This window comes from Phaeobacter sp. PT47_59, from assembly GCF_028890025.1.
Lineage (GTDB): Bacteria > Pseudomonadota > Alphaproteobacteria > Rhodobacterales > Rhodobacteraceae > Phycobacter.
Genome location: NZ_JARCJL010000005.1, coordinates 1 through 21,905, shown reverse-complemented (window position 1 = coordinate 21,905; position 21,905 = coordinate 1). Strand labels below are relative to the sequence as shown.

Genomic DNA, 21,905 nt, shown 5'->3' with positions numbered 1-21,905 from the left:
CCGCAAGGCCGCAGCGGACCGCATGTGCGACAGCCGCGATTTTGTATCGGCAGCACTCTGCCAAGAAATGCTGGGCTTTGGACAAAGTCAGCCCCCCGACACCAATCCGGCGCGGGGGGCTTCCTAGATATGCGGTCTAAAGCATCCCTACTCGTTCCGCACAACCATAAAGAGTTAAAGACCTTAACCAAAGGTTACTTTGCTGTGCGTTATTTCACCACATGTCCAACCACATGATTTTACGAGGAGTTTCTGCATGACACATGAGCTGTCTCGACTGCTCCGCCCACAGATGATTGCGGTTGTCGGTGGCGGGGACTGGTGCCGCCTTGTGATTGAGCAATGCCAGGCCATGCGATTCGCAGGTGAGATCTGGCCCGTGCACCCCAAGGCAGAAGAAATCGCGGGGCTTCGCGCCTATGCCTCCATCGCCGATCTGCCCAAGGCACCGGACGCCACATTCATCGGCGTGAACCGCCACGCCACCATCAATATCGTGGGGCAGCTTGCGGCGCGCGGCGCAGGTGGTGCGGTGTGTTTTGCCTCGGGGTTTCTCGAATCCCAGGCCGAGGATGCCGATGGCGCCGACCTGCAGGCCCGCCTGCTGGAGGCCGCCGGGGAGATGCCGATCCTGGGTCCGAACTGCTACGGGTTCATCAACTACCTGGATGGCGCACTGTTGTGGCCCGACCAGCATGGCGGAGAGCGGGTGGATCGCGGCGTGGCCATCGTCACCCAAAGCTCCAACATCGCCATCAACCTCACCATGCAGCAGCGCGGCCTGCCGCTGGCCTATGTGGTCACCGCAGGCAATCAGGCGCAGGCGGATATTTCCCATATCGGCACCGCATTGCTGGAGGATGAGCGCGTCACCGCCCTGGGTCTGCATATCGAGGGGATCAAGGATCTGCGCGCCTTTGAGGCCCTGGCGGCCCGGGCCCGCGCGCTTGGCAAGCCCATCGTCGCGCTGAAGGTCGGCAAATCGGACCAGGCGCAGGCGGCAACCGTCTCCCACACCGCGTCGGTCGCGGGGGGGGATGCCGGGGCTGCGGCGCTGCTGGCCCGGCTTGGCATTGCACGCATCGATGATTTGCCGACCTTCCTGGAAACCCTGAAGCTCTTGCATGTGGCGGGGCGGCTGCCGTCGAACCGTATCGCCTCGATCAGCTGTTCCGGGGGCGAGGCAAGCCTGGCCGCCGATACCGCCCATGGGCGCGATGTGACCTTCCCGCCCCTGAACCCGCGCCAGAGCGAAAACCTCCGCGCCGCGTTGGGGCCGATGGTGGCCCTGGCCAACCCTCTGGATTACCACACCTATATCTGGCGCGATGTCGAGGCGATGACCCGCGCCTTTGCCGCCATGATGGACCCGAGCCTTGCCATGACCCTGCTGATCGTGGATTTCCCGCGCCCTGATCGCTGCTCGGCCGCCGATTGGGACTGCGCCATCGAGGCCACCGTGGCGGCGCGCCAGCAGACCGGCGCCAATGTGGGCATGGTCGCCACCCTGCCCGAGCTTTTGCCCGAGGATGTGGCGGCCCGGCTGATGGCGGCAGGCGTCGTGCCCTTCTGCGGCCTGAGCGAAGCGATCAAGGCCTGCGAAGCCGCAAGTCGCCCGGCAGCCTCCAGCACCGAGCCGCTCTTGCTGCCGACCCCCACGGTTGAACCCGATCTGATCCCCGAGGCCGAAGCCAAGCGGCGCCTGTCCGATTATCGCCTGCGCGTGCCCATATCCCACCGCGCGCGCACCCCCGGCGCCGCCCGCGCCTGCGCTGCCGATATCGGCTATCCGGTTGTTCTGAAGGGCGAAGGGCTGGCGCATAAATCCGAGGCGGGCGCCGTGGTGCTGAACCTGCAATCGGGCGGTGAGGTCAGCGATGCGGCGAACCAGATGGATGCCAGATCCTTCCTGGTGGAAGAAATGATCACCGGCACTGTCGCCGAGCTGCTGGTCGGCGTCGTCAAGGATCCCGCCCATGGTTTCGTGCTGACGCTGGCCGCAGGCGGCACCCTGACCGAGATCCTGCAGGACAGCGCCTCGCTCCTCCTGCCGGCAAGCGATGCGATGATCGAACAGGCGCTTGCTTCCCTGCGCATCGATACCGTGCTGAAAGGCTATCGCGGCAAGCCCGCCGCCGACCGCCCTGCCATCCTGCGCGCCATCCGCGCGGTGGAAGCTTATGTGCTGGACCACGCCGAAGGTCTGGAAGAGATTGAAATCAACCCGCTGATCTGCACCGCGACAGATGCCATTGCAGCGGATGCGCTGATGCGCAGAAAGGACTGGTAAGATGACCGACACAGCTCAAAGCCCCGTCAAAACCCGCCGCGAGGGCGCCATCCTCGAGGTGACGCTGGACCGACCCAAGGCCAATGCCATCGACCTGAAAACCAGCGTCGTGATGGGTGAGGTCTTTCGCGACTTCCGCGACGATCCCGAGTTGCGCGTCGCGATCCTGACCGGGGGTGGAGAGAAATTCTTCTGCCCGGGCTGGGATCTGAAAGCCGCCGCCGACGGCGATGCGGTGGATGGCGATTACGGCGTCGGCGGCTTTGGCGGGCTGCAGGAGATGCGCGATATGAACAAGCCGGTGATTGCCGCGGTAAATGGCATCGCCTGCGGTGGCGGGCTGGAGTTGGCCTTGTCCGCCGACATGATCATCGCCGCCGATCACGCCACATTCGCCCTGCCGGAAATCCGCTCGGGCACCGTGGCCGATGCCGCCTCGATCAAGCTGCCGAAACGCATCCCCTATCACATCGCCATGGAGCTGCTGCTGACGGGCCGCTGGTTCGACGCGGAAGAGGCAAACCGCTGGGGCCTGGTGAATGAGATTGTGCCTGCCGATCAGCTGATGGACCGCGCCTGGGAGCTGGCGCGTCTTTTGGCCTCCGGCCCGCCGCTGGTCTATGCGGCGATCAAGGAGATCGTGCGCGATGCGGAGGATTCCAAGTTCCAGGACGCCATGAACCGCATCACCAAACGGCAGCTGCGCTCGGTCGATGTGCTTTATGACAGCGAGGATCAGATGGAGGGGGCGCGCGCCTTTGCCGAGAAACGCGATCCGGTCTGGAAGGGGCGTTAAGCGTCCCTCAGGCGCTCCACCGCCCAGCGTGCGGCCTCGGCCACCACGGGATCGGGATCCTCGGTCAGCCGTGCTGCCGCCGGGGCCAGCGCGGGGTCGTTTGAGTTGCCAATGGCATAAAGCACATTGCGCACGAAACGGTCCCGCCCGATGCGCTTGATCGGGGATCCGGAGAATTTTTCGCGGAAACCCGCATCGTCCAGCGCGGCCAGATCCGCCAAATTTGGTGCTACCAGCCCCTCGCGGGCGGCATAGCGGATATCGCTGGCCGCAACGGCAAACTTGTTCCACGGGCAGGCCGCCAGGCAATCATCGCAGCCATAGATCCGGTTGCCCATCCTGGCACGCAGGTCATGATCCACCGGCCCTTTGTACTCGATCGTGAGATAGGAAATGCAGCGCCGTGCATCCAGCTGATAGGGCGCCGGAAAGGCATCGGTCGGACAGGCGTCCAGACAGGACCGACAGGATCCGCAATGGTCCCGCTCGGGTCCATCCACCGGCAGGTCCAGCGTGGTGAAAACAGAGCCTAAAAAGGCCCAATTGCCCCAATCCCGGCTGACAAGATTGGTGTGTTTTCCCTGCCAACCAAGCCCCGCCGCCTGCCCCAGCGGCTTTTCCGGCACCGGGGCCGTATCGACAAAGACCTTCACCTCTGCCGTATCGCCGTCCTTCTGCGCCTCGGCAATCAACCAACGGGCCAGACGTTTGAGACGCTTCTTGACCAGGTCGTGATAATCCTTGCCGCGCGCATAGACCGATACCGCACCCCGGTCCGCCATTCCGACCACCGCCATCGGATCCTCGTCCGGCGTATAGCTTTCGGCGAGCATGATAACCGACCGCGCCTCGGGCCAAAGCTGCGCAGGATCACCGCGCCAATGGCTGCGCTCTGCCATCCAGCCCATCTGCCCGTGATAGCCCGCCGCCAGGAAGGCCTGCAGCCGTTCGGGCACCTCGGGTACGTCCCAGGGGCGGCAGATCCGGCAGGACACGAACCCTTCGGCCAGCGCCTGCCGGATCAAACTTTCCTTCAGCGCGGCGCTCATGTCGGCACCGGCAGGGCCAGATCAGAAATCGAGGTCGGCATAATGCGGCGGCGGGCGGAAGCCGGGGATCTGGTCGGCCAGGATCGAGCGGAACGCCGGGCGCGACTTGATCTTGGCATACCAGTCCTTCACCACCGCCGAGCGGTTCCAATCCACGTCCGAAATGTAATCGAGCGAGGACAGATGCGCCGCGGCGGCAAAATCCGCCAGCGTCATGCTGTCGCCCGCCAACCAGCGCCGATGATCCAGGAGCCAGGCCATGTAATCGAGGTGATACTTGATCGCCCGCGCCCCGGCCTTGACGTTTCGACTGTCGGGATAGCCTTCGCCGGTGACCTTCTTGTTGACCCGCTCATAGAGCAGTTTCGAGGTCACCTCGTTGTGGAACTTGTCGTCAAACCAGCTGACCAGGCGGCGCACCTCGTAGCGGCCATCGGGGTCCGAAGGCATCAGCGAGGGCTCGGGCCGGGTTTCCTCGATATATTCACAGATCGCGGCACTTTCCGACATCATCTTGCCGTCAAGCCGCACCACCGGGACCTTGGCCGCCGGGTTGCGGCGCAGGAAATCGGGATCCTTCTCCCAATAGCGTTCTTCGACCAGCTCGACCTCGATCTTCTTTTCCGCCAGCGACAGGCGGACCTTGCGGCAGAAGGGGGACAGGGGAACGTGATACAGGCGTGCCATTGGCTGATGGGTGCTCCTGAAGCATGCGGGATGACACCAGCAATGCCCGCTTGCGGCAAAAACTTCAATCCTCGAAACAGGCCGAACGGCCATCTGCGCGGATGGTGGCCGCCCCGTCCTGGATCTGCGCCGCCCGCTGGCGCAGACGTGGCGAGGGACGCGCGGCAGACCGCCCCTTTGGATCGGGCAGAACCGCCGCGATCAGGGCCGCCTGACGGTTCGACAGTGCATCCGGACCAACGCCGAAATAGCGCCGCGCCGCCGCTTCGGCTCCAAAGACGCCCTCATCCATTTCGGCCACGTTCAGATAGACCTCCAGGATGCGCCGCTTGCTCCAGATTGCCTCGACCAGGGGCGTCAGCACCACCTCCAGCGCCTTGCGGACCCAGCTGCGATCCTGCCAGAGGAAGACATTCTTCACCACCTGCTGAGAAATGGTCGAGCCGCCGCGTTGCCCGCCTTCGGCCAGGGCAGCCCGTACCGCGATCACATCAATGCCCCAATGCTGGCAGAACCGGGCATCCTCGGCCGCCACGACCGAACGCGCCAGGGCCGGCGCGATATCCTCCAACGGCACCCATTCGCGGTCCACCTCACCCAAACGGCGCTGCTCGGACCATATGGTATGGGTGATCGGCGGGTTCACCACCGAGAAAAGAGCGATCAGCGCAACAATCAATACGATGACCGCGAGGCAGGCCCGCAAGACCCACCGCCTGATCCACCTGAAGGGCCATGTCATCCGCCACCATAAGGTGGGGCGTGCGGCACTCGTCTTTCTCTTCACTGCCTTAGCCATGTCTCTCTATAGGTCAGGGAACCGCCCAGCCCAACCATGAAAGAACGCGCCCCTGAACAGCGGCGAGCGCCAAATGGCCATCGGGATGAAGCGTTTGATTTATTCGGGCGATGTCCCTAAAAATCCAATCGACAAATGTTCAAACGTTAGGAGTCCGGTGTTGGGCCAATCCTCTTCTCAATCGCTATTGTCGCGCAAGCTGTTGAAACGCGACCGGTATTCAGAGCTCTTGGCCCGCGAGAAGGACCATTTCGACATGGAGTTCCTCAAGGCGGTTCCTCGCGACAAACGTGAGGCCTGCTTTGATCTGCTTGGCAACTCCCGCGCGCAGCTGCGCCAGGATCTCTTTGCGCTGGCCTGCAACGATTTCAAACGGGAGGGCTTCTTTGTCGAATTTGGCGCCACCAACGGCGTGAGTTTGAGCAACAGCTACCTGTTGGAAACAGAATTCGGCTGGAACGGGATCCTCTCGGAACCGGCCCGGAGCTGGCATGCGGATCTGGCGGCCAACCGCGGCTGCCAGATCGACCAGCGCTGTGTCTGGTCGAAATCCGGCGAAACGCTCCGCTTTACCGAGGCGCCGCGCGGGGAGAACTCGGGCGTTTCCTCCTTCGTCAAGACCGGGCGGCGGTTGCGGGGGCAAAGCTATGATGTCACGACCATTTCGCTGAACGATCTGCTGGAAGAAAACAAGGCGCCCAGCCACATTGACTATCTTTCGGTGGATACCGAGGGCAGCGAGCTTGAAATCCTCTCGGCTTTTGATTTCTCGCGCTGGAGCTTTGGCTGCATCACGGTAGAGCACAACTACCAGCCCAACCGCGAAGGGCTGTACAAGCTGCTGACCAGCAATGGCTATACCCGCGTGATGGAGAATATCTCGCGCTTCGACGACTGGTACGTGAAGGCCGCCTGAGGCCTGCGTCAACGCGCGTCCCTTCCGCGTCCCTTCAAAGCAAAGCCCCCCAAGCGATGTGCCTGGGGGGCTTTTTCATTTGGAATACTCGCCGCCTGCCTTATTCGGCGGGAACGGCGGCCTGTTCCTGCGACAGGGGATGGGCCAGCTTGTCCAGCATCTCTTTCGGGCAGACCTGCAGGAAGTTGGCTTTCTCGCTGTCCCAGTGCTGCAGGATATCGGCGGCCTTGCGGCTTCCGGTTTCCTCCAGGTGCTGTTCCACCAGGCCCTTCAACTGGTCTTCCCAGTGATCGACGGTGACCGCACAGGTGACCAGGCTTTCCATGTTCATCATGGTCTCGGCCTTGCCTTCGGGATCATAAAGGTATGCCATGCCGCCGGTCATGCCGGCACCAAAGTTGGCACCGATCGAGCCCAGGATCACCGCAACGCCGCCGGTCATGTATTCACAACCGTTCGACCCGCAGCCCTCGATCACCACCGATGCGCCCGAGTTGCGCACAGCGAAACGTTCGCCCGCGCGGCCCGCCGCAAAGAGGTAGCCATCGGTCGCGCCATAGAGGACCGTGTTGCCGACGATGGTGTTGTCGCTTGCCACCAGCGGAGAGGCCATTGGCGGGCGCACGACGATCATGCCGCCCGACAGGCCCTTGCCGACGTAGTCGTTGGCGTCACCGGAAACCTCCAGCTTCAGACCCGGTGCCGCAAAGGCACCCAGGGACTGACCGGCAGACCCTTGCAGCTTCACCGTCAGGTGGTTGGGCTGGAAGGAGTTGCGCATGCCGAAGTTGCGCACGATGTGGCTCGAGGTGCGCGTACCCACGGTGCGGTGGGTGTTCTGCACCGCATAGGAGAGCTGCATCTTCTCGCCATCCTGCAGGAACCGCGCAGCATCGCGCACGATCTCCGCATCCAGCGTATCAGGCACCGCGTTGCGGTCCTTGTCGCGGTTGTAGACGATGTCTGCCGCACCATCGACGGTGATCAACAGCGGGTTGAGGTCCAGATCGTCCAGATGCGCCGACCCACGGGAGACCTGCGCCAGAAGATCTGCACGACCAATCACCTCGTCCAGAGAGCGCGCACCAATGGAAGCGAGGATTTCCCGCACTTCCTGGGCGTAGAAGGTGATCAGGTTCACCACCTTGTCCGCATTGCCGGTGAACTTGGCGCGCAGGGACTCATCCTGCGTACAGACGCCGACCGGGCAGGTGTTGGACTGGCACTGACGCACCATGATGCAACCCATGGCGATCAGCGCCGCTGTGCCGATGCCGTATTCCTCGGCGCCCATCATCGCGGCCATGACGATGTCACGTCCGGTGCGCAGGCCACCATCGGTCCGCAGGGTCACGCGGCCGCGCAGGTTGTTCATCGCCAGCACCTGATGCGCCTCGGTGAGACCCATCTCCCAGGGCAGGCCTGCGAATTTGATCGAGGTCGCGGGCGAGGCCCCGGTGCCGCCATTAGCGCCCGAGATCAGGATGATGTCCGCCTTCGCCTTGGCCACGCCGGCGGCAATGGTGCCAACGCCGGAAGAGGCCACCAGTTTCACCGTCACCTTGCAGCGCGGGTTGATCTGCTTCAGGTCGTAGATCAGCTGCGCCAGATCCTCGATCGAATAGATATCGTGGTGCGGCGGCGGCGAGATCAGCGTCACACCCTTGGTCGAATGGCGCAGACGGGCAATCAGATCGGTGACCTTCATACCCGGCAGCTGACCACCCTCACCGGGTTTCGCACCCTGGGCCACCTTGATCTCCAGCTCTTCACACTGGTTCAGGTATTCGGCAGTGACACCGAAGCGGCCCGAGGCCACCTGCTTGATCTTGGCCGAGGGGTTGTCGCCATTGGGTTCGGGCACGAAATGCGCCGGATCTTCCCCGCCTTCGCCGGAATCCGACTTGGCACCGATGCGGTTCATCGCGACGTTCAGGGTCTTGTGCGCCTCGGGCGACAGCGCACCCAGCGACATGCCCGGCGTCACGAAACGCTTGCGAATCGCGGTGATGCTTTCCACCTCTTCCAGCGGCACCGGCTTGCCCAGGGGCTTGATGTCCAGCAGGTCGCGCAAATGGATCGGCGGGTTGCTCTGCATCTTCTTCGAGTACTGCTGCCACATCTGGTAGGAGGCCTTGTTGCAGGCCATCTGCAGCATGTGCATCGAGGTGGCTTCCCAGGCGTGGGTCTCACCGGATTTGCGCGCCTTGTAGAAGCCGCCGATGGGCAGCACGTTCTGCTGTGCGCCCCAGGCAGAGGCGTGGATTTCCTCGGCCTTGACCTGGATACCCGAGACACCGATGCCGGAGATCCGGCTGGTCATGCCGGGGAAATATTCCGCACACATGGCGCGGGACAGGCCCACGGCCTCGAAGTTCAGCCCGCCACGATAGGAGGAGATCACCGAGATGCCCATCTTCGCCATGATCTTCAGAAGACCCTGGTCGATGGCTTCACGGTAGCGCGCCACGTTTTCGGTCAGCGAGCCATCCAGCAGGCCACGCTCGATCCGGTCAGCAAGGGAATCCTCGGCCAGGTAGGCGTTCACCACGGTGGCACCACAGCCGATCAGAACCGCAAAGTAATGCGGATCGATACATTCCGCCGAACGCACGTTCAGCGAACAGAAGGTGCGCAGACCCTTACGGGTCAGGTGCGAATGCACCGCCGAGGTCGCCAGGATCATCGGCATGGCGATCTTGCCTGCATCCGAATGCTGGTCGGTCAGCACGATATGCCCAGCACCCGAACGCACGGCCTCTTCGGCCTCGGCACGGATCCGTTGCAGCGCGGCGCTCAGGGAGCCTTTGCCGGGGGCAAAGGTACAGTCGATCTCCACCAGCGGCGCGTTCAGGTTCTCCATCAGCTTGTCCCACTGGGCATTGCCGACAAAGGGGCTTTCCAACACGATGATCTCGGTCTGCGAGCTGTCCTCGTCCAGCACGTTCTTGAGGTTACCGAACCGGGTCTTCAGCGACATCACGCGATATTCGCGCAGGGAGTCGATCGGCGGGTTGGTCACCTGGCTGAAGTTCTGGCGGAAGAAATGCGACAGCGGGCGGTATTTCTTCGACAGCACCGCAGAGGGCGTGTCATCGCCCATCGAGGCCAGCGTTTCCTTGCCGTCCTCGGCCATGGGCGCCAGGATCTGCTCCAGCTCTTCGATGGTGTAGCCGGCCGCGATCTGACGGCGGCGCAGTTCTTCGCCGCTGAACAGCGGTTTCTCATCCACGGTGGCCAGGGTTTCATCAAGATCGTTGATCTTGCTCACCCAATCGCCAAAAGGCAGCGCTGCGGCGAGCTTGTCCTTGATCTCGGTGTCGTGGAACAGCTTGCCCTTTTTCATATCCACGGCCAGCATCTGACCGGGGCCAAGCGCGCCCTTTTCCACCACATTTGCTTCGTCGATCGGCACCATGCCCGCTTCGGAGCCGGCGATCACCAGACCATCGCCGGTGACGACGTAACGCATCGGGCGCAGACCGTTGCGGTCCAGACCGGCGCAGACCCAACGGCCATCGGTCATGGCGAGGGCAGCAGGGCCGTCCCAGGGTTCCATCACCGAGTTGCAGTAGGAATACATGTCGCGCCAGGCTTCGGGCAGCTCAACCGCCTGCTTGGACCAGCTTTCCGGCACCAGCATGGTTTTTGCCATCGGAGCCGAACGGCCCGCGCGCACCAGAACCTCGAATACCGAGTCCAGCGCTGCCGAGTCCGACGAGCCACCCGCGATGATCGGTTTGATGTCCTCGGCGTAATCGCCAAAGGTGGAAGAGGCCATGCGGATTTCATGGCTCTTCATCCAGTTGATGTTGCCCTTCAGCGTGTTGATTTCGCCGTTATGAGCCAGCATGCGGAAGGGCTGTGCCAGCCACCACTGCGGGAAGGTGTTGGTGGAATAGCGCTGGTGATAGATCGCAAAGGCGGACTCAAAGCGTTCGTCCATCAGGTCGGGGTAGAAGACGGCGACCTGCTCGGCCAGCATCATGCCCTTGTAGATGATCGAGCGGCAGGACAGCGAGGCAATGTAAAGCCCGCCAATGCCAGCGGCGGCGGCGGCCTTCTCAATCCGGCGGCGGATCACATAGAGCTCACGCTCAAAGGTATCCTCGTCCACGCCCTTGGAGTTGGAGATCAGGATCTGCTCGATCTCGGGGCGGGTGGCGTTGGCCTTTTCACCCAGGCAGGTCACATCGACCGGCACATGACGCCAGCCATAGATGTAATAGCCCATGCGCAGGACTTCGGTTTCCACGATGGTCCGGCATTTCTCCTGGGCACCAAAATCGGTGCGCGGCAGGAAGACCTGACCGACGGCGATCAGTTGATCCTTGTGCGGCTCGTGGCCGGTGCGCTTGATCTGGTCGTAGAAGAAGGGAACCGGGATCTGCACGTGGATACCGGCGCCATCGCCGGTCTTGCCATCCGCATCCACAGCACCGCGGTGCCAGATCGCCTTCAGGGCGTCGATACCGGCCTCAACCACCTTGCGGCTGGCGCTGCCATCCTGGGAGACAACCAGACCCACACCACAGGAAGAATGCTCTTCTTCCTCGGAATAGAGACCGTTTTCGGCCATCCACTTGCGCTTGGCTTCCTCGGCGCGGACCCATTCTGCATCATATTTGGTCATATCGTTTTCCTTTGCCTGGCGGCGGCGCCTCGCCTGTGTTTCGCCTGTGTCAGGGGCGCGCGACCGCGTGGGATCAATGTGAATTGTTACTCGGCGGCTACCGCAGCCTTGGCGTCGAACCGTTCCAGGATCGCCTCGGCGCAATCGCGTCCGTCCTTGATGGCCCAGACCACAAGGCTGGCGCCGCGCACGATGTCGCCCACCGCATAGACGCCGGGCAGGTCCGTTGCGCCCGATTTGAACTCGGCCTTGACGGTGCCCCAACGGGTGACCGGCAGTTCCGGCTGGCCCCAAAGGGTCGGCAGGTCTTCCGGCTCAAAGCCCAGCGCCTTGATCACCAGATCGGCCTCTTCCACGTAATCGGCGCCTTCGATGACCTCGGGCGCCTGGCGGCCGGTGGCATCGGCGGCTCCCAGGCGCATCTTCTGCACCATGACGCCGGTCACCGTGCCATCGCTGTCGACAAAGCCCTTGGGCGCGGACAACCATTCGAAGATCACGCCTTCTTCTTCGGCGTTCTGGGTTTCACGCTGCGAACCGGGCATATTGGCGCGGTCACGACGATAGAGACATTTGACCGAGGTCGCGCCTTCGCGGATCGAGGTCCGCACGCAGTCCATCGCGGTGTCACCACCGCCGATCACCACGACCTTCTTGCCTTCGGCGTTCAGCTCGCCGCTTTCGAATTCCGGCACCGTGTCGCCAAAGCTGCGCTTGTTGGAGGCGGTGAGGAAGTCGATCGCCTTGACGATCCCCGCCGCGCCGCTGCCCGGCATCGACAGATCGCGGGATTTGTAAACGCCGGTGGCGATGATCACCGCGTCATGCTTGCCGCGAATGTCCTCGAACGAGATGTCCTCGCCCACGTTGCAGTTCATGACAAAGGTCACGCCACTATCGGCCAACAGCTGGTTGCGGCGCATCACCACGTCCTTTTCCAGCTTGAAGCCGGGGATACCATAGGTGAGAAGCCCGCCCGCACGGTCATAGCGGTCATAGATGGTGACCTGCACCCCGGCGCGGCGCAGCATGTCCGCGGCCGCCAGGCCACCGGGGCCCGCACCAATGATGCCGACACTTTCGCCGCGCTCCTGCAGCGGGGTGAACGGTTTCACCCAGCCATTCTCCCAGGCGGTGTCGGTGATGTATTTCTCCACCGCGCCGATGGTGACGGTGCCATGGCCGGACTGTTCGATCACGCAGTTGCCCTCGCACAGGCGGTCCTGGGGGCAGATGCGGCCGCAGATCTCGGGGAAGGTATTGGTGGCCTGGCTGGTGGCATAGGCCTCTTCCAGACGACCCGTCGCGGTCAGGCGCAGCCAATCGGGGATATTGTTGTGCAGCGGGCAGTGGGACTGGCAATAGGGCACACCGCACTGGCTGCAGCGGCTCGCCTGCTCCTCCGCCTTTGCCTGGGCGAACTCCGCGTAGATCTCGTTGAAATCTTCCTTGCGATCTTCTGCGGCCCGCTTTTCGGGCATGTCGCGATCGATTTTCACGAATTTGAGCATCGGTTGCTTGGCCACGGGTATACTCCCCTTTTTAGCTTGCTGCGATTGTCATAGATCGAAGTGCGGCGAAATAAAAGTCAGCAATGCTGACATACTTTCTGTGCAGTACGCCTATATCGCCCACCTCAGCAAAAATGTACAGCGATTTTAAGTCCGAATCGGACCTAAATGAAAATCTTCCCATCCGGGGGGGCATTCATTAAGAAAAAAGGGCGTTTAGGGCCAACCCGCCCATGAAGGAGCCGCCCGTCATGCCGTTGTTTCACCTTGTTCTGGTGGCCCTGATCCAGGGCATTACGGAGTTTCTGCCGATTTCCTCCTCGGGGCACCTGATTCTCCTCCCCAAGCTGAGCGGCCTTGACGATCAGGGGCCGGTGATCGATGTCGCCGTCCATGTGGGAACATTGGTCGCGGTGGTGATCTATTTCTGGCAGGACGTGCGCAAAGGCCTTTTGGGCCTGCCCCACCTTGCCTGCGGCCATCTCGATACCGAAGGGGCGCGGCTGGCACTTGGCCTTGTCATTGCGACCATTCCCACGGTGATCCTGGGGGCGGTGCTGCATTTCTCCGGCCTCAGCGATGCGCTGCGCTCCACGACCGTGATCGGCTGGACCATGCTGATCTTCGGGATCGTGCTGTACATTGCCGACCAGAAAGGAGCCGAGGTGAAATCGGCGGGCGATTGGGGCCTGCGCGACGCGCTGATCATGGGGCTGTGGCAGATGATCGCGCTGATCCCGGGCACCTCGCGATCGGGGATCACCATTACCGGGGCACGGCAGCTTGGCTATACCCGCAGCGACGGCGCCCGGATCGCCATGCTGATGTCGATCCCGACCATCCTTGCGTCGGGCGTTCTTCTGGGCGCCGAGGTTGCGGTGGAGGCCAATACCGCGCTGATGCGCGATGGGATCATCGCCGCCGGGCTGGCTTTCCTGTCGGCCCTCGCCGCGCTCGCCCTGATGATGCGGCTGTTGAAATCGGTCAGTTTTACGCCCTATGTGATTTACCGTGTCATCCTAGGGATCATCCTGCTGGCCATCGCCTACAGCTAGACCCGTTGAAAGATGGCGCGCATCGGCCTCTGCTGCGTTTGAGAGAGCCTGATCCCCTTGACCCAAACACGGCCCGGAAGGAGCTATTGATGCATATTGCTGTTGCCGGGCTTGGATATGTCGGCTTGTCCAACGCCGTATTGCTGGCGCAAAACCACGTGGTCACCGCCGTGGATATCTCCGCCTCCCGCGTGGACATGGTCAACCGTCGTCAGTGCCCGATTATTGACGAGGACCTGCAGGCCTTCCTGAGCAAGCGCGATCTGCAGCTCACCGCAACGACCGATGCCGCCTCGGCCTATCGGGATGCCGACTTTGTCATCGTCGCAACACCGACCGATTACGACCCCAAGACCAATTTCTTCGACACCTCCTCGGTCGAGGCCGTGATCCGCCAGGTCATCGACGTGAACCCCGACGCCACCATCGTCATCAAGTCCACAATCCCGGTCGGATTCACCCAGGACATCCGCCGCCGCCTGGACACCGAGCAGGTGATCTTCAGCCCCGAATTCCTGCGCGAAGGGCGTGCGCTCTATGACAATCTGCATCCCAGCCGGATCATCGTCGGAGAGCGCTCCGAGCGCGCCCGCATCTTTGCCGATCTCCTGCTGGAAGGGGCGGAAAGCAAGGATGTGACGGTCCTCTTCACCGATCCAACCGAGGCCGAGGCGATCAAGCTCTTTGCCAATACCTACCTTGCCATGCGGGTGGCCTTCTTCAACGAGCTGGACAGCTATGCCATGGCCGGTGGCATGGACACGCGCCAGATCATCGAAGGCATCAGCCTGGATCCGCGCATCGGGGACCATTACAACAACCCCTCCTTCGGCTACGGCGGCTATTGCCTGCCAAAGGACACCAAGCAGCTGCTGGCCAACTACAGCCAGGTACCGCAGAACCTGATCCGCGCCATCGTGGATGCCAACCGCACGCGCAAGGATTTCCTCTCCGACCAGATCCTGATGCGCGGGCCCAAGGTGGTCGGCATCCATCGTCTGGTGATGAAGGCAGGCAGCGACAATTTCCGCCAATCCTCCATCCAGGGCATCATGAAGCGGCTCAAGGCCAAGGGGATCAAGGTCATCGTCTACGAACCGGTGCTGGAAGAAGAGCATTTCTTCCATTCGCCGGTCGTGCGCGACCTTGCCGCCTTCAAGGCCGAGGCGGATGTGATCGTCGCAAACCGGATGAGTGACGAGATCCGCGATGTCGCCGACAAGGTCTTCACAAGAGATCTGTTCGGAGCCGATTGAAGAAGATTGAAACAGGGGAGCGCTGCGCCCTTCCCTTCCTGACTGTTCCGGCCGAAAGGAAAACGCCGCCCAGAGGGCGGCGATAAAGATCAGGCGTCTTGCAGGCCGCTGGGCGACAGCAGCCGGTCCCGCAGCCGTTCCAGGGTCACCCCCTTGGCAGCGGTCGGCAGGTCGGCCGGCCCAGCCTCATCCACCTGCTTTTGAACGCGGTCGTAAAATCCCGACAATCCAGCAAGGGTCTGGATCACCAAATCGAAATCCTGCAGGGACTGCAGCTCTTTGCTGGTCGGGCGGGTGCCACGTTCCAGGACCGTCAACGCAACGTCTTCTAACTCTTCAATCTTGGCTTTGAGCTGCTGCATTTCCCATGAGGAAATGGCGCAGAGATCTCGTAGGGCTTTGTCGGGATGCTGCATCTTACAAACGCCCAACCACTTGTTCGATGGCCTGCTTCATGGTCGCAACCGTGAACGGTTTCCGGATGATGTTGTTCAGACCCAGCTTCTTGCCGACCTCGATGATCTCAGGAGTCGGCTTGCCCGTCACCAGGATAAAACCGACACGCTGTGTGACCTGATGCCCGCGCACCGCCTGCAGAAGACCCAGACCGTCCATGCCTGGCATGTTGTAATCCGACAGCACCAGGTGCACCGGCGTTTTGGTGATCTTCTGGAACGCGGACTGGCCGTTGTTCTCTACCATGTAGTTCTTGATGCCCATCTCGTCCAAGGACTGGGTCAAGATCCCCCGGCTTGTCGACATATCGTCCACAACCATGACGCGCAGATTGTCTTTCAAGCTCATGTTTTTTCCTCGTGTTTCTCTTTACTGCTCCGACTATCGGGCATCCCCACCCGATGGCGTATGAATGTATGTGGTGATCCCTGCCGTCTTCATATGTTTGGCAGCAGGTCCGGACATCCGTTCGGAGTGCCCGATGAACAGGTAGCCTCCCGGCTCCAGTGATCGTTGAAACGCCTGCCAGACCTTCTGCTGCGTGGGTGTATCAAAGTAGATGGCCACATTTCGACAGAAGATTACATCGAACTTTCCCTTAAATGGAAACGGTTCGATCAGGTTCAGAACGCCCAGAGTCACCATCGACCGGATGCTTTCGGGCAGGCGCCCATCCGCATCAAGTTTCGGTACCAGCTTGCGGTATTCCGCAGGAATCTGCGCGAATTCTTCGGCCGGATACTTGGCTGCCGTGGCCGCTTGAACGACGACGGGATCGATATCGGTGCCCAGGATCTTGAAGTTCAGGCGGTTCACATCCGGGCACATGTCATGAATGATCATCGCCAGGGTATAGGGTTCCGGACCTTTGGAGCATCCCGCAGACCAAATTCGGACCCGACCGCCTTCCCGCGCCTTCTTGATCAGCCCCGGAAGCACATCCTTGCGCATCGTTTCAAAGTGATGCGGTTCCCGGAAGAACTGGGTCACGTTCGTCGTCAGCAGCGACAGCAGGCTGCTGCGCTCTGACTCGGAATTCGGACCGTTCAAACGGGCAAGATAGTCCTTGAAGTTCACGACGTTCTGCTGGCGCAGGCGCCGTGCCAGCCGAGCAGAAACCAAGGGTTTCTTGCTGCTCGACATGGACAGCCCAAAATGCTTGTAGGCAAATTGGGCGATGGCTTCAAAATCCTGATCAGTCAGGCTGAAGGCATCTGCCTTAGGATCTATCGGGGTTCTTGCGTTCACATCATCACCTGTTCAGGGACCGAGATAACCGCATCCAGGTTGATAATCCGCACCATGGTCTCATCGTGGGAAATGATACCCTGGATGTACTCCATGGTGTAGCGGCTATCGACCGGCGGCGTGTCCTGGATATCATCCGGATTGATCGAGATGATTTCCGAAACCGATTCCGCCAGAAGGCCAACCGGCTTGCCGCCAACCGCGACGACGATCACAACGTTGCGTTCGCTGGCTTCGGTCTGATGCAGACCGAAACGTGCGGACAGGTCGTAGATCGGGATCACGGCACCGCGCAGGTTCATGACACCCAGCACGTCGGATGGGGCATGCGGCAGGATCGTGACCGGCGACCAGCGACGGATTTCACGGATCTGAGTGATTTTGAGACAGAAAGCCTGGCCCGCCACAGTGAAGCTCACGAACTCACTGAATTGGGCGTGTTTCACTTCCTGATCGCCGTGCTTGACTTCAACTTGCGACTGCATTGTTCATTCTCCGCTCGGTGTCAAAGGCGGCTGCCGAGGGCGAGGCCGCAATAATGCTTTCCGGATCGAGGATCATGGCGATCTTGCCATCTCCGAGGATCGTGGCGGCTGCCACACCGGCAATCTCCCCACAGACCCCATCCAGGCTCTTGATGACCACCTGGCGCTGGTCATGGATGTCGTCCACTGCCAGCGCGCTGCGCTGACCTGTTTCCGTTTCCACCAGCAGGTAGACGCCGGGCGGTTGGTCATCCTTCTTTTCCAGACCCAAGGCACCCGCGACATCGCAGATCGGCACGAAGTTCCCACGGATCGACAACAGGGTGCCATCGGCGCCGAGGTTGTTGATCATGTCGTCACTGCCGCGCATCGTTTCCACGATCGAGGTGATCGGAACCACCATGGTCTGATCTGCGACCGAGACCACCATGCCATCCATAACCGCCAGCGTCAGCGGCAGGATGATGGTAAAGGTCGATCCCTTGCCGGGGGTCGAGGTGATGTTGATACGTCCACCAAGACCGGTGACCGCGTTCTTCACCACATCCATACCCACGCCGCGACCAGAGAGGTTCGAGACCTCCTTGGCGGTCGAGAAACCGGGCAGGAACAACAGGTTGTCGATCTCGCTATCGGTCAGCTCGGCATTTTCAGGAATCAGGCCCTTGTCGATGGCGATCTGTTTGACGCGCGGGCGGTTCACACCGGCCCCGTCGTCCTTGATCTCGATGCAGACACTGCCGGAGCGATGCGAGGCAGACAGGCGGATTTCGCCGACCTTGTTCTTGCCACCACTCTCGCGGTCCTCAGGCTTTTCGATGCCGTGGTCCACCGCGTTACGCAGGATATGCGTCAACGGATCGGACAGGCGTTCGATCACCGTCTTGTCGACCTCGGTGTTTTCACCCTCGGTGACAAGCTTACAGGTCTTGCCGGTCGCGCTGGAGGCTTCGCGGACAATCCGGGCCATCCGCTGGAACAGCGGCTTCACCGGTTGTGCGCGGATCGACATGACGCCTTCCTGGATATCCCGGGCCAGGTTCTTGAACCCTTCCAGCTCGGTCTCCACATCGCGCATATCGGCCACATCGAGGTTGGCAATCTGCTGCGCCAGCATCGAATGGTTGATGATCAGCTCGCCAACCGCGTTGATCAGCCGGTCCACCCGTTCGAGTTCCACGCGCAGGGTTGGCTTGGGCCCCCCGCGCTGCTCCGATTTTGCGGTATCGGCTTTCGGAGCAGGAGCTGCGTCAGCTACAGGGGCAGCTGCGGGTGCAGACTCTGCCTCTGGCGCCTGAGCGGGGGCCGGTTGTTCAAAAGGGGCAGGCGCAGCCTCCCCGTCCTCGACGGACGGAGCCGCACCGAATGCAGCTTCCAAGGCGGCAAGCGCTGCCGCATCTGCCTCGGCGTCGCCATCCCCTTCGATCGACAGCTCGCACAGGCCCTCGACGAATTCGAAGACGGCCTCGACCTTTTCGCGCGGCTCAGTCGTGGTCAGGACCAGATCCCAGGCCAGGTAGCTTTCGGCGACGTCGATCGCGTCAAAGCCCGGCAGCTCGGTGTCGTCCAATTTGATCTCGAGATCACCCAGTTCCTTGAGCGCCTGAAACAGGAAGAACGGCTCGTTCCCGGTTCCATACATCTCTTTCATGGGATGGAACCGGATCCGATAGGTTTCCTCGGTCGGCGCGGTGGGCAAATCGATTGCCGCGGGGGCAAAACCACCACCACCCAGGCCCATCGGCTCGAAGGTGAGATCTTCTTCCTCTTCGGGAATATACTCATCCAGCGCCGCGATCAGCATGTTGTGATGCGCTTCGTCGGTTTCGCCGCCATCGCGGGCGGTGGCCACCAGATCACACAGGTGATCACTGGACCGCAGCAGAAGCTGAACCAGCTTCTGTTCAAGCTCCAGGCGGTTGGCCCGCACCTCGTCGAAAACGGTCTCAAACCTGTGGGCAAACGCCACCAACTCGTCCAGGCCAAATGCCCCGGCGCCACCCTTGATCGAGTGGACGGCACGGAAGACGGCATTGACCACCTCCGGATCGTGATTGCCACCCTCGATGGCAGTCAGACCCTCATCCGTTGCCTCAAGGAGCTCTTCGCACTCCTCGAAGAAGGTATCTTGAATCGAACCCGACATCTTATGCCGCAGCTCCAGTCACTCGCTTGAGCGCAAAGATCAGCGATGCATCGTCAAAGGGCTTGGTGATCCAGCCGGTGGCACCGGCATTGCGAGCGCGCGCCTTCATCTCGGCAGCGCTTTCGGTGGTCAGCACGAGGATCGGCACCTTGGAGTTGATACCCTCGCCGCGCAGCTCTTCGATCACGCCGAAACCGTCCAGGTTGGGCATGTTGATGTCGGTGATCACCACATCGGGGGCAACATCGGGATACATATCCACGCCCTCGCGGCCATCCACCGCGCAGTGGTATTCAAAACCGGCCTCTTCCAGGGTGGCCGCAAGCAGATTCCGAATTGTCCGGGAATCGTCAATTGCAAGAACTTTGGTTTTCATGCTGTTACCTCGTCTTCAAACCGGTTGGACTCTAAACCCAAAAGCGACAGAGACTTTCGGCACGATTCACTGATGTTTGTGACCGCAAAGCCCAGCTCTTCCGAGCGCCATTGCTGTTCAGCACTAAGTAGGAGTTGCAGGCAGCGCGACGGCATCGCGACCACCCCAGTGCAGTCGACTTCAACCGCTGAGGTGCGCGCCCCGCGCAGAAATGCAATCAGCGGATCAAGTTCCGCGAAGGCATTTGGCAATTCCAAAAGGTGTTTTTGCGTTTCCGTGGTCATCTTCCGCGAGTCGCACCCCCGTTGTCGGTCACATGTTAGAGTTCGATAGGACCATTCTTAGGGCCGGGGACTTAATAATTGATTGCCGGAGGCCTGGCAGAACGCCGTTTTGACCTACTCCGCCCCGCTCTTGAGCCCGCCAATTCTGGAAAATTTTATGCGCCCGATTCCCATCGCGACCCCCGGGCGCGGGCCGCCACACAGTTTGAATCCATATACGCGCCCGAATGCACGCCCGAGCGCCGCACCCAGATCGGATCCAGACAGCGATGCCAGACCGCGTGAGGCGCGGCACGTTTCTAAAATTTGAAGGAGCACCGCCAATTTAAGCGGCAAATTAACCCCTTGTGGGCATTCATCGATCCTAACCCGGTCCCAGCCGGACCTCTCGGAAACACACAGATTGGAAGGCTCTCAGTACCATGAAGATTGCCCACAAGCTCCCATTGTTTGTTGTTGCATTCGGCGCCTTTATGGCAGCGGTGATTGTCACGATCAGCACGTTGACAGCGCGCAACAGCGCAGCCCAGCAAGCCGAAGAACACTTCGAATCACTCGTGGCAGGCCGTGAAACCGCCGTTGAGGCCCTGATGCGGGGGATTGAGGCCGATCTCTTGACGCTCGCCGCCATGCCGTCGACCGAAACCGCCTTGCAGCGCCTGTCCGGCGCCTGGGCCAACCTCGGCGATGACGCTGCGACCACGGTGCGTGACGCCTATATCGACAACAACCCGAACCCGCTTGGCGAACGCCACCTGCTGGATCGTGCCAAGGCGACGATTCCCTACAACATTCATCATGCGAAGTTTCACCCGGCCTTCCGCACCTTGCTGACCGCCAAGGGCTATTATGATGCCTTCCTGGTGAACCTGACCGGGAACATCATCTACACGGTCTACAAGGAAGACGATTACGCCACCAACCTCTTCGACGGTCCCTACAAGGAATCTGGCATCGGCGATCTGTACCGCCGAATTGTTGACGCGGAACCGGGGCAGGTGATGTTCTCGGATTTCGCCCCCTATGCGCCCAGCGGCAATGTACCCGCGGCCTTTGTGGGGACGCAGCTGGTGTCCAACTCGGGCCAGATGGTCGGCGTTCTGATCCTGCAGATCCCCGTCGGTATGATCAATGCGTTCATGAACGATTCGCGCGGTGTCGGCGAAAGCGTCGAGGCCTACCTGGTCGGCCCAGACATGCTGACACGCTCCTCCTCCCGTTTCGAAGGCGGACACCAGACCCTTGATCCGGTTCCCGCCCACGACTTCATCACCGCAGCGTTGAATGGCGTCAGCGCCTTCTACCCCTCCGTTGAGGGCCACGATGGTCAGGACGTCGCGGCCTTCTCCGAACCGTTCCACATGATGGGCGCGGATATGGCGATCGTGATCGAACAGGATCGCGCCGAACTGATGGCACCGGTGAATCGCTCCATGACCTTCTTGCTGCTGGTGTCGGTGGCCTGTGCCGCTGGTCTGTCGGTGCTGGGCTGGCTCTTTGCGCGCACCATTACCCGGCCCCTGGATCGCATCAGCATAAACATGGAATCAGTCGCCTCCGGCAATCTCAGCACCGAAGTCACCGAAGCCAAGCGCAGCGATGAAATCGGCAAAATCGGCAAGACTCTGGTCTCCATGCAGGAAGACCTGCGCCATGCCCGCAGCGCCCAGGAAGAGCGCGCGACTCAGCAGCAGGAACAAGAGCGCGTCGTGGAACAACTCAGCTCCGGCCTGCTGCGCCTGGCGCAGGGCGATTTCTCCCAGACGATCACTGAACCGTTTAGCGGCGAACACGAACAGCTGCGCGCCGACTTCAACAAGACGGTGGAAAATCTCAGTGCTACCGTCTCGCAGGTGGTCGAGTCCGCCGCCAGCATCCGCAATGGCGCGGCCGAGATCAGCCAGTCCTCGGACGACCT

18 protein-coding genes are annotated in these 21,905 nt (G+C 61.4%); 6 read left to right on the top strand and 12 right to left on the bottom strand.

Going from position 1 to position 21,905, the window contains the following annotated elements; translation table 11 throughout:
* The first annotated feature begins 256 nt into the window (after positions 1–256).
* Together PXK01_RS05995 and PXK01_RS05990 are read left to right on the top strand one after the other, a co-directional pair.
* On the top strand, positions 257–2,290 hold the full coding sequence (locus PXK01_RS05995; protein ID WP_274859256.1) for an acetate--CoA ligase family protein: 2,034 nt from the start codon (positions 257–259) through the stop codon (positions 2,288–2,290).
* Position 2,291: 1 nt separating this feature from the next.
* Entirely contained in the window at positions 2,292–3,086 is a 795-nt protein-coding gene (locus PXK01_RS05990; protein WP_274859254.1) for a carnitinyl-CoA dehydratase, read from the top strand.
* Here PXK01_RS05990 and queG read toward each other — a convergent pair.
* The 3 genes from queG to mtgA all read right to left on the bottom strand — a co-directional run bounded on the left by queG (position 3,083) and on the right by mtgA (position 5,621).
* Positions 3,083–4,135, bottom strand: coding sequence for a tRNA epoxyqueuosine(34) reductase QueG (gene queG, locus PXK01_RS05985; protein ID WP_274859253.1), 1,053 nt, complete (start codon positions 4,133–4,135; stop codon positions 3,083–3,085). The two genes, PXK01_RS05990 and queG, sit on opposite strands and share 4 nt — an antisense overlap.
* Before the next feature lie 21 nt (positions 4,136–4,156).
* Positions 4,157–4,822: an FtsZ-binding protein FzlA gene (fzlA, locus tag PXK01_RS05980; RefSeq protein WP_274849701.1), complete on the bottom strand. Its 666-nt coding sequence runs from the start codon at positions 4,820–4,822 to the stop codon at positions 4,157–4,159.
* Positions 4,823–4,886: 64 nt separating this feature from the next.
* Entirely contained in the window at positions 4,887–5,621 is a 735-nt protein-coding gene (gene mtgA / locus PXK01_RS05975; RefSeq protein ID WP_274859252.1) for a monofunctional biosynthetic peptidoglycan transglycosylase, read from the bottom strand.
* Between the two features lie 160 nt (positions 5,622–5,781).
* Here mtgA and PXK01_RS05970 point away from each other — a divergent pair, with 160 nt between their 5' ends.
* Entirely contained in the window at positions 5,782–6,537 is a 756-nt protein-coding gene (locus PXK01_RS05970; RefSeq protein ID WP_274859251.1) for an FkbM family methyltransferase, read from the top strand.
* A 100-nt stretch (positions 6,538–6,637) separates the two neighbouring features.
* On the opposite strand, the gene gltB is transcribed toward PXK01_RS05970, so the two are convergent.
* Positions 6,638–11,170: a glutamate synthase large subunit gene (gene gltB, locus PXK01_RS05965; protein ID WP_274859250.1), complete on the bottom strand. Its 4,533-nt coding sequence runs from the start codon at positions 11,168–11,170 to the stop codon at positions 6,638–6,640.
* A gap of 86 nt (positions 11,171–11,256) precedes the next feature.
* Positions 11,257–12,696, bottom strand: a complete 1,440-nt coding sequence (locus PXK01_RS05960; protein WP_274859249.1) for an NAD(P)-dependent oxidoreductase — start codon at positions 12,694–12,696, stop codon at positions 11,257–11,259.
* 236 nt (positions 12,697–12,932) lie between these two features.
* Here PXK01_RS05960 and PXK01_RS05955 point away from each other — a divergent pair, with 236 nt between their 5' ends.
* Entirely contained in the window at positions 12,933–13,736 is an 804-nt protein-coding gene (locus PXK01_RS05955; protein WP_274859247.1) for an undecaprenyl-diphosphate phosphatase, read from the top strand.
* Between the two features lie 89 nt (positions 13,737–13,825).
* Positions 13,826–14,992 carry a nucleotide sugar dehydrogenase gene (locus PXK01_RS05950; RefSeq protein WP_274859246.1) on the top strand — a complete coding sequence of 389 codons (1,167 nt, stop codon included), beginning with the start codon at positions 13,826–13,828 and terminating at the stop codon, positions 14,990–14,992.
* Between the two features lie 89 nt (positions 14,993–15,081).
* On the opposite strand, the gene PXK01_RS05945 is transcribed toward PXK01_RS05950, so the two are convergent.
* From PXK01_RS05945 to PXK01_RS05915, 7 genes are read right to left on the bottom strand one after another with little or no spacing between them, the layout of a single operon-like run.
* Positions 15,082–15,408 (bottom strand): hypothetical protein, encoded by a 327-nt coding sequence (locus tag PXK01_RS05945; protein WP_274848832.1) that lies wholly within the window; start codon positions 15,406–15,408, stop codon positions 15,082–15,084.
* A 1-nt stretch (position 15,409) separates the two neighbouring features.
* Positions 15,410–15,796 carry a response regulator gene (locus PXK01_RS05940; RefSeq protein ID WP_274848830.1) on the bottom strand — a complete coding sequence of 129 codons (387 nt, stop codon included), beginning with the start codon at positions 15,794–15,796 and terminating at the stop codon, positions 15,410–15,412.
* A gap of 33 nt (positions 15,797–15,829) precedes the next feature.
* Positions 15,830–16,696, bottom strand: coding sequence for a CheR family methyltransferase (locus tag PXK01_RS05935; RefSeq protein ID WP_274848829.1), 867 nt, complete (start codon positions 16,694–16,696; stop codon positions 15,830–15,832).
* Positions 16,693–17,181: a chemotaxis protein CheW gene (locus PXK01_RS05930; RefSeq protein ID WP_274848828.1), complete on the bottom strand. Its 489-nt coding sequence runs from the start codon at positions 17,179–17,181 to the stop codon at positions 16,693–16,695. The genes PXK01_RS05935 and PXK01_RS05930 overlap by 4 nt, the downstream gene beginning before the upstream one ends.
* Positions 17,165–19,327, bottom strand: coding sequence for a chemotaxis protein CheA (locus PXK01_RS05925; RefSeq protein WP_274859245.1), 2,163 nt, complete (start codon positions 19,325–19,327; stop codon positions 17,165–17,167). The genes PXK01_RS05930 and PXK01_RS05925 overlap by 17 nt, the downstream gene beginning before the upstream one ends.
* 1 nt (position 19,328) lies before the next feature.
* Complete coding sequence (locus PXK01_RS05920; RefSeq protein WP_274848826.1) at positions 19,329–19,703, bottom strand: response regulator; 375 nt, start codon at positions 19,701–19,703, stop codon at positions 19,329–19,331.
* On the bottom strand, positions 19,700–19,987 hold the full coding sequence (locus PXK01_RS05915) for an STAS domain-containing protein (RefSeq protein ID WP_274848825.1): 288 nt from the start codon (positions 19,985–19,987) through the stop codon (positions 19,700–19,702). Before PXK01_RS05915 ends, PXK01_RS05920 begins: the two co-directional genes overlap by 4 nt.
* 422 nt (positions 19,988–20,409) lie before the next feature.
* Between PXK01_RS05915 and PXK01_RS05910 the strand changes: the two genes are divergently transcribed.
* Positions 20,410–21,905 (top strand): methyl-accepting chemotaxis protein (locus PXK01_RS05910; protein ID WP_274859244.1); only part of this gene is annotated, 1,496 nt, incomplete at its 3' end.